Genomic DNA, 10,721 nt, shown 5'->3' on the forward strand with positions numbered 1-10,721 from the left:
TTTATCACGGACGGCAGTGTGGGCAACGAAAGCGCTTTATTCAAACTGATTGAAACCCGATTGGCCAATGCCCGTCTGTTTATGGTCGGTATCGGCTCCGCTCCGAACAGTTTTTTTATGCGCAAAAGCGCTCAGTTCGGCCGCGGTACATTTACTCACATTGGAGATCTTGGGGAAGTTTCAGAAAAAATGTCAGAGCTGTTTGAGCAACTGGAGTCTCCTGTGCTGCGAGACATTAGTATCAGATGGCCTACCGGCGTATCCGCAGAAGTCTATCCGCAAAAACAACCCGATCTGTATCGCGGACAACCTCTACTATTGAAAGCAAAAATTGAAAACAGTTCGCGAGAGGGAAGCCTTCAAGGCGAAGTGTCTCTTACCGGAAAAATGGCTAACCGAAACTGGTCTCAATCATTAGCGCTACAGGTAGAAAACAATTCCAATGAAAATTCATCTTCAAAGGGTATTGCCAGCCTCTGGGCGCGGGATAAAATTTCGGATCTGATGGATCAGAAGCACACGGGAATATCTGAAGCTGACATCAAGCCCCAAGTATTGAACGTTGCCCTACACCATCAATTAATGAGCCCTTACACCAGTTTCGTTGCAGTGGATAAAGTGGTTGCGCGGCCAACAGATAACCCGCTAAAACAGAAAGCCATCCCCAACCTGACCGCCAAAGGTCAAAAGCCTTTAGCTCAGTCATTACAAAATCAAGCCAGGGTTCTGCCCACACAAACCCACAGCGCCAGCGCCCACGCCTACCCTCAAACCGCTCTGGGCCTATTCGGAAAGTTACTCATGGGCTCACTGTGTCTGTTGATGGCTCTGTTACTGCTGATCGCGAGCCGACACGCAAAGTCCACCGTTCGCTCCGGGTCATACTGCTGATCATGAAGCGATTTATGCAACCATCAATACATTCATTACTCAGGGGATTGGCTGTAGCGCTACTACTCGCCACAGTCAGCCTTTATGGTCACGCCGGTTATCTCTATAGCAAAGCGGTGCTGGCCCAGTGGTTGATTGCCGACGCCTGGCAACAGAGTCTCGCAGAACACAAGCCGGTCCGCCCCTGGCCTTGGGCCGATACCTGGCCAGTGGCCAGGCTGAAATATCAAAACCACGACACCGTCGAAGACCTCTACGTTCTCGAAGGCGCTGCAGGCAACAGCCTGGCTTTCGGTCCCGGTCATATGGCAGGAACAGCTTTGCCGGGCACACCCGGCAACAGCGTCGTGGGAGGCCACCGCGATACCCATTTCGCATTTCTGAAAGAGCTTCAGGTGGGGGATCATTTACAGGTACAAGGCCATCAGGGAGAGTGGCATACCTACCGGATTGATCAGGCTCGGATTCGGGACATTAATCAGGGGCCGCTCTGGCTGGAATCCGGTGTTGATGCCTTGCAGCTGATCACCTGTTATCCATTCGACAGCATCAGCTCCGGAGGCCCCTTGCGCTACCAGGTCAGTCTTCTCCGACTTAACAACGACTAAAGATGAACTAGACTGGAGTAATGATCCATAAACTGAGAACCCCATGAGTCAATTATTCCAAATACCGGCCCTTTCCATTTTATTGTTGGCTTCACCACTCATTACCGCCCAGGAATCCCCCTGGCTGCTGATTCCCACTGTCAGCAATGACCCAAAACTTGGCTTTAAAGGTGGGGTAATGGGTGGCCATCTGAGAAAGCTTGATGCGGAATCCAACTACTCCATGATCGGCGCTTTTGCCAATTACAGCAACACCGACTCATATACAGGTGGCATATTCTCCAGTCTCTATTGGGACGCCAATCGCAACCAGCTAAAAGCCGGTATTGTCGGCGGAAAAATCAACAATGATTATGACGATTATCTCGGCTCAGGTCAGTCGGTAAAAACGGAAGACAACCTGAAAGGAATCTTTTTTCGCTATTCACGACTCGTCTACCCCAATTGGTACCTGGGTTTCCAGGCCGTCTCATCCAACTACGCCATCGGTGCTGAAGATATTTCAGAGGGCTTGATGGAACAAGTAGGATTGACTGGTTTCGACTCGAATGGCCTCGGACTCGTGCTCGAGTACGAGCAGCGCGACGATGTTCGTAATACCACCAAAGGACAGTATTTTATACTGAACAACATTGCCTACCGCGAGGGGTTGGGCGGAGATGAATCTTTTGATGTCCTCCAGGGGGACTATCGATACTTTTTGCCTTTTGGAGAGGGGCACGTTTTTGCCCTTCAGGCAAAAGGACGCTGGACCGACGACGCCCCTCAATCCGGCTACTCGTCTCTTCAACTGCGCGGCTATACCCGCGGCAACTATCTGGATAAAAATTACACTCACCTGGATATGGAAGCTCGCATAAAACTCCATGAACGCTGGGGAGCAACAGTATTTGCGGGGGTTGGCTGCCTCTACGAATCTTTTAGCGAGTGCGATAGAGGAGAATATCTTTACCCCTCCGGCGGAGCGGGCATCACTTACCTGCTAAAACCCAAAGCGGGGCTTGTGATGAAAGCCGAGTACGCCGTCGGTGAAGATGACAACTCAGCGTTTTACATCAAGCTGGGACAGGAGTTTTAATTCCTGTCCCTATCCAAATTAAGGTTTCCAGGCTTCTGCCTGTGTCTGAACCAGTTTGATCAGATCACCTTGAGCGATACTGATATCCACCAGATGCAAGCCCCACCCTTTGAGTCGCTGACCACCCACAACAACATCTCCAACCATGTCGTCGACCCGTGGATCGTCCGGATTCCCGTTTACCTGAACCGCCAGATAACTGCCGTGCTCATCGTTCACGCAAGAAGCGGACAGTAGACCGGGGACTTTAACAAAGTCGGTTTTCACATCCACACCCTTCGCCCAGGGTTCAGCAGGCAGGGAAGCCTGTCCTGCACCGTCGACACCAAGATACGCATCCAGCACTGTAGTTTGATCACTGCCAGGTGCTGCCGGGTTTACGCACACTGCCGGTACCCCCTGATGATTAGGTTTACCAAACAAAGAGTTCTCAGGCGGCGGCGCGTCACTGCGAAAACTGGCGTAAGCAACGACGCAGCCGGTCTGGTCAGCGGAATCACATTGCGGAATTGAAGCGAAACTTCCCCCTTTGTCGCCATCAATATCCATTTGAACGGGAGCCCCGATCAGCAACGCGGAGATCATTTGCTTTTTCAGCTGCGGATCACGCTCAAAGCGCTTTTGCAGCAGAATCGTCAGCATGCGAGATCCCTGACTGTGTCCTACCAAAACAAAGGGACGCCCCTTATTAAAATGTTCCAGGTAGTAATCAAACGCTTTCTCTACATCCTGATAAGCCAGCTGGCCATTACCTACGGAAGTCAGCCCTTTCTCAACACGGGCTCTTAAAGCCATCAATGTCACTTGACGATACATCGGCGCGTAGGTTTTGCAGACTGACTTGAATCGAGCAAACTGACTTTCGATGACCCGATGCTCTTCATCATTGGCCGTCATATCGCTGTTGTCAGACTTATCCAGCGATACCGTGGGATACACGTAAAAGCAATCAAAGGCTGGATCTGTAGCAGCCACAAAGTCTTCTCGCTCAGTGCTGCCATCCGCGTTTACAATCGTTGCGGATAAATCCGCATTACAGGCGTCGCTTTCTCTCTCAGGCAGACACAACCAACTTTCATCTTTCGAGTAATCAGCAGCTTTCAAATCATTAACCGTTTCTACTGGGGTATCGGCAGAAAACACTGCCGCAGAGAATAACAAACCGAAAACAGACGCCGTTTGAGTCGCCGTTTTAATTAACCGAATGTTTCGCATTATTCATTCCTTGTTATTGTTGACCGAACAGACGTCTTAGCAAAAGCCGCCCCCGAGCTTAAAGCATATGCTTAACAGTACGTTTAACGCACTTCGCCAATGAGATTATGCGGATTGCTGAGAATTCTGATACGACCAACCATGAACGGCTGAACATCTTTGTATTATCTGATCTGCAATACGTGTTTAGAAACGGGGAAGGATCAAGCGGTTTGAGCTTGCAATGCCTGTGCAAGATCCTCAAGGGACATGGGCTTACCAAACAGAAAGCCCTGAACGATGTCACAGCCATGCTCTTTGACAAAGCGGTACTGGGCCTCGGTTTCAATACCCTCAGCAACCACTTTGAGATTCAAATTATGAGCCATGGTAATAATGGTTTTGACCAAGGTTTCATCGTCTGCGTCGTGCCCCAGATCACCGACGAAACTGCGATCGATTTTTAAGGTATTCAACGGGAATTGCTTTAAACGGCTCAAGGAGGAATAAGCTGTGCCAAAGTCATCAATGGAAATCTCCACGCCGAGAGCCCTAACACCCTGTAATTGCTCCAACAAGCTGTCCATTGAGGGACCAATCAGGTTTTCTGTAATTTCCAGCTCCAGAAACTCTCCAGGAAAACCGGTTTCTTCCAGTACATTAGCAACTTCTTCGGGAGCGGCTCGACGAAAAAAGTGTTGCGGCGAAAAGTTCACGGATAAATGGAGAGGCATCTCGTCTCTGGAGAACTTTGACAGCAATTCATTACACGCATGCACCATTACCCACTGATCAATGGCGCCAATCAAACCACACTCTTCCGCCAGGGGAATAAATTCGGCAGGCGACACCGCACCCAGCTCGTCATCAACCCAGCGCAACAACGCCTCTACGCCAATAATCTCAAGCGTAGCAACATCCACTTTCGGCTGATAAAAAATATAGAAGGCCTCTAACTCGATGGCCTGACGCAGCTTGTTTTCCATTACCAGGCGACGCTCCATCTTTTTATTCATATCCGGAGCAAAGAAAGTCAACCGATTCCGGCCTTTATCCTTGGATCGATACATGGCGGTATCGGCATTTTTCAATATTTCAGAAGCACTATCACCATCACCCGGAAACACACTGATACCGATACTGGTGGTTAGCGTCAGATTATGCCCCTTTAAAACCATCGGCTCGCTAATTTCCTGAATGATTTTATTGGCGACATCACCCGTGGCTCCCGGTGACAGATCCGTCAACAGGATGGCAAATTCATCCCCACCAAGACGAGCCAGGGTATCATCGCCTCGCAAGCACAATTTTAACCGCTGAGAGACCTCCACCAACAAAAGATCTCCAACGCCATGCCCCAACGTATCGTTAACCACTTTAAAGCGATCCAGATCCAGGAATAGTACGGATACATGTCTGCCGTGGCGACGCGCATGCAGGATGGCATCCTGCAGACGATTATCAAACGTGATGCGGTTGGCCAATCCGGTTAGCGCATCGTGATAGGCCTGATGTTCAAATTTTTTCGCAAGTTCAGCCAGCTCTCGAGTACGTTCATCGACCTTTTCTTCCAGCAATCCCTGAATCAACCGCAGATCTTTGTCTCGCATCTGTATCTGATCCAGCATGTCATTGAAATAATCGACTAACGCACCGACCTCATCATTGGTGATGCGCTTTGCCCGTAAACTGTAATCCCGACTCTCGCTAATACCACGAGTTGTCTTGGCTAACGCGACAATCGGATGGGTCACGCGTTTCTGCAAATAATGAGCAATAAAGTACGCAAGAAGTAGAGATACGGCGAAGACCAGACAAGCCAACAACAATTTCAAGAACTGCTTTTGCAACCAAACGCTATTGTCAGCCAGCAATAAAATTTTACCGACGCGTTCCCCGTCAAAATCAATATATAGCTGTGTAAACCAAAGGCCGCTCAGCGTTCCCTGATCTTTCTCGGGCAAGCTGTGGGGCAAGACATCCGGCGAGCGCTCATAGTCTGCAAAGGGCTTTCCATCGGCCAGATACAAAGCCGCTCCCACAATATTAGGCTGACTGGACAAGCTCTTCAGCGTCTGTCGGGCTGTCTCGGCATCATCAAACACCATGGCCGCAACACTGTTATGGCCGACAATACCCGCGGCCGCACGCAATTGCTCAAACACCTGAGCCCGTGAAGAAAACCAGTCGTTGGCAGTAAAAGTCACGGTAGCTAACAGCAGCGCACAGGCGGTCGTCACCAACAGTACCTCTTGGATTGTACGGCCAATCGTTTTACTGCTGCCAGCGACTACATTCTCAGAACTTTTCACACGCGACCTCAGGTGTTTTCATCCACAATACGAGCCAGCCTCAGAAGCCTGGAACTAAACTTGAGTCCAGATCGATGGGCTGCGGACAAATTTACATCAAAACCAAGCTTGCTTCCTTTGCGCACCAGCGCGACGTGTACTCCGGGATAGCCTTTCCCGGTAGACTCATGGGCGGTCAAATCAGCCACCACTAGCAGTGGTGTCTCTCCACTCACTAAAGGCGCTCTCAGATACTGTTCCATCCCCGCCTCGGAAAGCAGCAGCAAGTCACACACAGCCAGATTATCGGCATCTGTGATACGCTGGAGAGCAAGCTGACGGCCATCCACTGTATGATCATGAATAACGTCATAAGCGGAACCCAATACATCTTCCCGATAATAACAAAGCGTCAAATGCTCCTTGTGAGCAGCCACAACATCCGCTGGCCAACGAACAAACTTGGCAATATTCAACACAAAAACAGCCTTCACTTTCTGTAGCTGTAATGCTTGAGCAGAAACCGCCTCGTCCTCAGCCATCACGGACAGAGAGAGAGTCGCACACAGGCACAGAACCAGTGGATAAATCCACTGCGTACGATTAACACTGCCAACACACTGCATCATTTTCAGATACATCAGAACACCGGAGTCCAGGTCAACTCAAGCCACAACTGGCGCCGGGCTTTTTCGGTATTGTATTGATTGCCAAAGTCAGCGGCTGTGTCATAAATCTGGGTATCAAAAAGATTATCAATCCCCAAACGATAACGCAGCGTCGAACCGAGATCGCCGCTCAGGTACAGGTTTGTGAGCACATAAGCATCGGCATCATCCCGATCAAATTGATTGCGGTCTTCTCGTTCGTTGTTGTAAACCAGCGATAGGCCAATTTCATGCCTCTGCGCAAACTGATAGGTTGCCGTCATACTGCCAGTCCATGTGGCCGCGTATAACAACGGTTTCACATCATAATCGACATAGGCTGCGGTAAACCGAGTCGACAGACGATCGGTCAACCAAATATCCAGTACCCCCTCTGCCCCATAGGCCGTGTATTGACCCTCAATATTGCTGAAGTATTCATCCGCCCCATTCGGCGTCGGCATTTCATGAATAAAGTCTTCAAGCGTATTGTGATAGAGGGTTGCCGACGCTCTGTAGCGCCCACTATTGAGGTAGTAACCCAACTCAAGAGTCTTAATTCTCTCGGCATCCGGTACCGAAGGTACAAATGATGTCCCTTCGAGCACTTTCAGATACTCACGCAACGTAGGTGTACGAATGGCCGTGCCATACATCAGCTTCCAGTTGTGTAAGGGAGTAGGTGAATAATTCATCGCGATTCGATAATTAAGGTAATTGTCGAACTGCTCAAAATCATCGTAACGAAGACCTACAGTCAGGCTCAGCGTGTCACTGAGAGACCAGACGTCCTGAAGAAATACCGCATAGTCCTCGCTGGTCATGCCGGGTTCACTCAACAGGTCACCAGTCTCCGGCATCGAGAAGAGACCGCGATTGAAACGAAACCAGCGGGTATACTCCGTGTCTTCGGCTTCTTCATAACGCCAACTGACACCCAAGGCAGCCGTGTGTTCACCCCAGCGCTTAAGCCCTGTCAGTGAGATCCCAGCCATGGTCGCATCCTGACGCTCTTCATACCCCAAAGCCCCGGTGGGATGTACTTTCTCATATTCCCGTATGTTTTCTTGTTGATAGTAGACATTGGCTTCCAAGCGCCCGCGATCGAGATCACCCACCTCATAATTTAGAGCCGCAGACCAATATTCGCTATCAACATAAGCATCTTGAGTATTGGGGATAAACAGGAAAGGCGTCTCGTTGCGCATGTAGTCGATCTTGCCGGTCAATCCAGGCGCAAGCCGAGCCTTCAGGTATAAGCTTTGATAGTCTTCATCCAGGGGCTGTAAAGTCTCGCCGCCGATGAAGCTGCTCCGATCTTCATCAAAAGGGGCCTCCTGATCCAGGTAAGAGGCGAAGCCCTGTAATCTGGAACTGTTATACATCGCCGAGACTTTCTGACGATCGTAATTACCCAGCTCAAGGGTCGTCGTCAGTTCGGGCTTATCGGAGAGCTGCTTGGTGGTAATAGAAATCAGACCACTGAAAGCATTGGCGCCATACAGACTGGATGCAGGACCAAGAATGACCTCAACCTTTTCTACCTGCTCCAGGGGGAACTGATCACCGAGAGAGAAGTGACCATAATACAGCTGCTGCTGACGTACACCGTCCACCAACAGAACAAATTTATCGTTATATCGCTGAACAATCCCTCGTGCCCAGACAGACTGATGACGCTTGCGATGCTGATTGATTTGTAAGCCAGGAATGAATTGCAGCAGATCATCGATCCGACGAACACCGAAGCGGCGAAAATCTCGGGCGGTAAAACTGTACACCGTACCCGGAGCTTTACTCGTCTGTGTTGGCAGCAGATTGGCCGCAGTAAAGACCTCCATATCCGCCAGCTCTTCGAAATTCATTTCCGCCAGCTGATCAGAGTCCTCATGCTGATCTTCCGCCTGAGCTGTAACCGCGATGATTGATACCACCGCCACTGCACTCTTCAGCCAGGCATTCCCCCAGTCTTTCAATTGATCCCACATCTTAATCGGCGTCTCACCCATCCAATGGGAGTTAACAACTCCTGGCCAGAATTGACTCACTAACAGAGTAAGCCTTCATTTATATGAAAGGTATTTTGTCGTGATTCCGTCACTTTGACCAGCCCCCGACCCGAGGTTTATCGAACAGGTATCATCTATTCCCGATCCAGGGCATGTTTTGACGTTTGTACTCACTGGGTGACAGACCAAAACGTCCCTTAAAGAACCGCGAGAACGCGCTCAGTTCTGAATACCCCAAAACGGTGGCGATATCGATCAAGGAGGCTTCAGAACCCGATAAATAAGACAAGGCAAGCTCTGAGCGCACCTGAGCCAGCAGGTCTTTAAAAGAAAACCCCTCCTCTCTGAGACGGCGCTGCAAAGTACGGGGGTGTATTTGCAAAATATTGGCCACGCGAGCCTCCGAGCAGTGACCGGTACTCAGCAGAGAGCGAATCAGATGCTCAACCGTCGAGGCCAGATTGCTCTGGTTACGGCGCTGCAACTCACAGACATAGCGGACAAAGAAGTCTTTTAGCTCAGGATCCGCCGCGCTGATGGACACATCCAGTGCAGAGGCATGGATGCTCAACGCATACACTTCCTGATCAAAAAACAGGGGCGCGTTGAAAACTTTTTGATAGTAGCGGATGTCCTCCGGCTTTTTATGGCCAAAGAAAACGCCATTGGGACGCCAGTCTTTACCCAGAAAAAAGGTCATCAGCTCCATCGCCACCCCCAGAGCCAGATCGCACATTTGGGGATTACGGGGAACTCCGGGCGTGACATCATCGTAAGATAAATACGCTGTGCTCCCCTGCAGCTCAACGCCCACTACCGACCCCGGATTATGCAAGTCGACGTAACGCGACATCATCATCAGCGCCTCTTTCACATCGGCACACTGCCTGGCCAACAGACCCAGAGGCCCCAGAACATCGACCCCCTGCCGCAACCCCAGTCTGAGGCCAAAATCGGGACACCGTGTGTGATCGGCAGCCAATTGCAGCGACCGCACAAAAGCAGTCGCAGATAGCAGTGTTTCAGACTGTTGTAACTGTTCGAGGGAAATGCCGACCTGCTCCAAAATCGCCGCCGGATCACCCTCCAACTCCTCCACCAACTCCGGAAAGCCCATCAGCGCAGCCGCGCGAATCAAATTGTCCATCTGCCTACCTGTATCAACAGCCCAAACAACATCCTTATGCAGGTGTCGCATATTGTCAAACGCACTCTGCTTTTTTGATGCTACAGTTACTCCATAAACAGTTACTCCATAAACAGTTACTGCGATAACACGATAAATAACAGCATGCCTTACATGCCACTTCTCTATCCCTGAAGGAATCATCCTATGAATGCCATGCCTCCAACGGCTCTCAGCGAGCAACTGGTCACCGATTTCAACACTCAGCGAGCACGCTACCTTCAGGAGCCAACCGCCAGTTACGAGCAACGCAAGCAAGATTTGTTAGCGCTGAAGAAAATGCTGAATGACAATGTTGACGCTATTGTTGACGCCATCAGCCAGGATTATGGCAATCGCTCGCGGCACGAAAGCCTGTTTGCAGAGATCATCTCCGTCAGTGATGGCATTAACGACACCATCAAACAGATGAAGAAATGGATGAAAGTGCAGAAGCGGCATGTCAGCGTGTCCATGTTTCCCGGCGCCAAAAACCGAGTTATCCCTCAACCGCTGGGTGTCTGTGGTCTGATTATTCCCTGGAACTTCCCCATTAACCTGGCCTTTTCCCAGCTCACGGCGGCTTTCGCGGCGGGCAATCGGGCCATGGTCAAAATGTCCGAGAACTCCATTGCCCTGACCCGTCTACTGATTCAGCTGTGCCCCAAATACTTTTCCGAAGACAAACTGAAGTTTTACGAAGAAACCGGCGAAGTCGGCATCCAGTTTTCCCAGATTCCCTTCGATTTGCTGGTATTTACCGGCTCAGGCCAGACCGGTCGCAAGGTTATGGCTTCGGCGGCACAGAATCTGACCCCGGTGGTCTTGGAATTGGGTG

Annotated in this window: 8 protein-coding genes and 1 pseudogene; 4 read left to right on the forward strand and 5 right to left on the reverse strand. The window is 50.4% G+C overall.

Annotated elements, in window-relative coordinates:
- From ACTG33_RS13875 to ACTG33_RS13885, 3 genes and pseudogenes are all read left to right on the forward strand, one after another.
- A pseudogene (locus ACTG33_RS13875) lies at positions 1-891 on the forward strand (hypothetical protein); the annotation flags it as partial.
- 14 nt (positions 892-905) lie between these two features.
- Positions 906-1,499, forward strand: a complete 594-nt coding sequence (locus ACTG33_RS13880) for a class GN sortase (RefSeq protein ID WP_439135821.1) — start codon at positions 906-908, stop codon at positions 1,497-1,499.
- Between the two features lie 43 nt (positions 1,500-1,542).
- Positions 1,543-2,577, forward strand: a complete 1,035-nt coding sequence (locus ACTG33_RS13885; RefSeq protein ID WP_439135822.1) for a BamA/TamA family outer membrane protein — start codon at positions 1,543-1,545, stop codon at positions 2,575-2,577.
- An 18-nt stretch (positions 2,578-2,595) separates the two neighbouring features.
- Here the strand turns inward: ACTG33_RS13885 and ACTG33_RS13890 are convergent, their stop codons facing one another.
- From ACTG33_RS13890 to ACTG33_RS13910, 5 genes are all read right to left on the reverse strand, one after another.
- A complete protein-coding gene (locus ACTG33_RS13890) occupies positions 2,596-3,792 on the reverse strand; it encodes a DUF3089 domain-containing protein (RefSeq protein WP_439135823.1) in 1,197 nt (398 codons plus the stop codon).
- 203 nt (positions 3,793-3,995) lie between these two features.
- The gene (locus ACTG33_RS13895) at positions 3,996-6,083 is read right to left on the reverse strand and encodes a putative bifunctional diguanylate cyclase/phosphodiesterase (RefSeq protein WP_439135824.1); all 2,088 of its coding nucleotides are present in this window, start codon (positions 6,081-6,083) and stop codon (positions 3,996-3,998) included.
- Positions 6,084-6,091: 8 nt separating this feature from the next.
- On the reverse strand, positions 6,092-6,703 hold the full coding sequence (locus ACTG33_RS13900) for a YfiR family protein (protein ID WP_439135825.1): 612 nt from the start codon (positions 6,701-6,703) through the stop codon (positions 6,092-6,094).
- Positions 6,703-8,757, reverse strand: a complete 2,055-nt coding sequence (locus ACTG33_RS13905; RefSeq protein ID WP_439135826.1) for a TonB-dependent receptor plug domain-containing protein — start codon at positions 8,755-8,757, stop codon at positions 6,703-6,705. Before ACTG33_RS13905 ends, ACTG33_RS13900 begins: the two co-directional genes overlap by 1 nt.
- 91 nt (positions 8,758-8,848) lie before the next feature.
- Entirely contained in the window at positions 8,849-9,865 is a 1,017-nt protein-coding gene (locus ACTG33_RS13910; RefSeq protein WP_439135827.1) for an AraC family transcriptional regulator, read from the reverse strand.
- 186 nt (positions 9,866-10,051) lie between these two features.
- On the opposite strand from ACTG33_RS13910, the gene ACTG33_RS13915 reads away from it, so the two are divergent.
- A partial coding sequence (locus tag ACTG33_RS13915) for an aldehyde dehydrogenase family protein (RefSeq protein WP_439135828.1) occupies positions 10,052-10,721 on the forward strand: 670 nt, incomplete at its 3' end.

Source organism: Pseudomaricurvus sp., from assembly GCF_965662505.1.
Lineage (GTDB): Bacteria > Pseudomonadota > Gammaproteobacteria > Pseudomonadales > Cellvibrionaceae > Pseudomaricurvus.